Here is a 486-nt window from a genome sequence, read left to right on the forward strand (position 1 = left end):
TGTCAGCAGACCGGGCATACCAGGAATCATAAAGCTCTGGTCTGCTTTTGAACGCATATAATCCGGCATTCATTGTTTGTTCAGGTGACGTTCTAGTAAGCAACCGATTCCTTTCGCGATACGAATTTCTCAATTCTCCTCCTTTTGATTTGGAATATTGATTTTCCAAATACAAAACAACACCCAATTCTGCCAACCCCTCGTCAATCCAACCATTTTCAACTTCATTTACACCTACAGTGTTATACCACCACATGTGGCCAATTTCATGCGGCAACCAGTGTTCAATCTGATTATCGGATAATATGTCTTTAGAAAAAACGGCTAAATTAGGGTATTCTACTGCAAAATTGGTATTATACCCAGTTTCAATTACCGATACATTAGAATAAGGCAGCTGACCATATAGCGTTTCAAAAAGCGCAAAGGAAGCTTTCGCGATTTTAATGATTTGTTCGAAATTTTCTTCTTCGGTTAATGCAATAG

General features: G+C 38.7%; 1 pseudogene. It reads right to left on the minus strand.

What is annotated here, in order from left to right:
• Window positions 1-486, minus strand: a pseudogene (locus AC2JF9_RS08590) (hypothetical protein); the annotation flags it as partial.

It is taken from the genome of Lactobacillus sp. C449L (genome assembly GCF_059900815.1).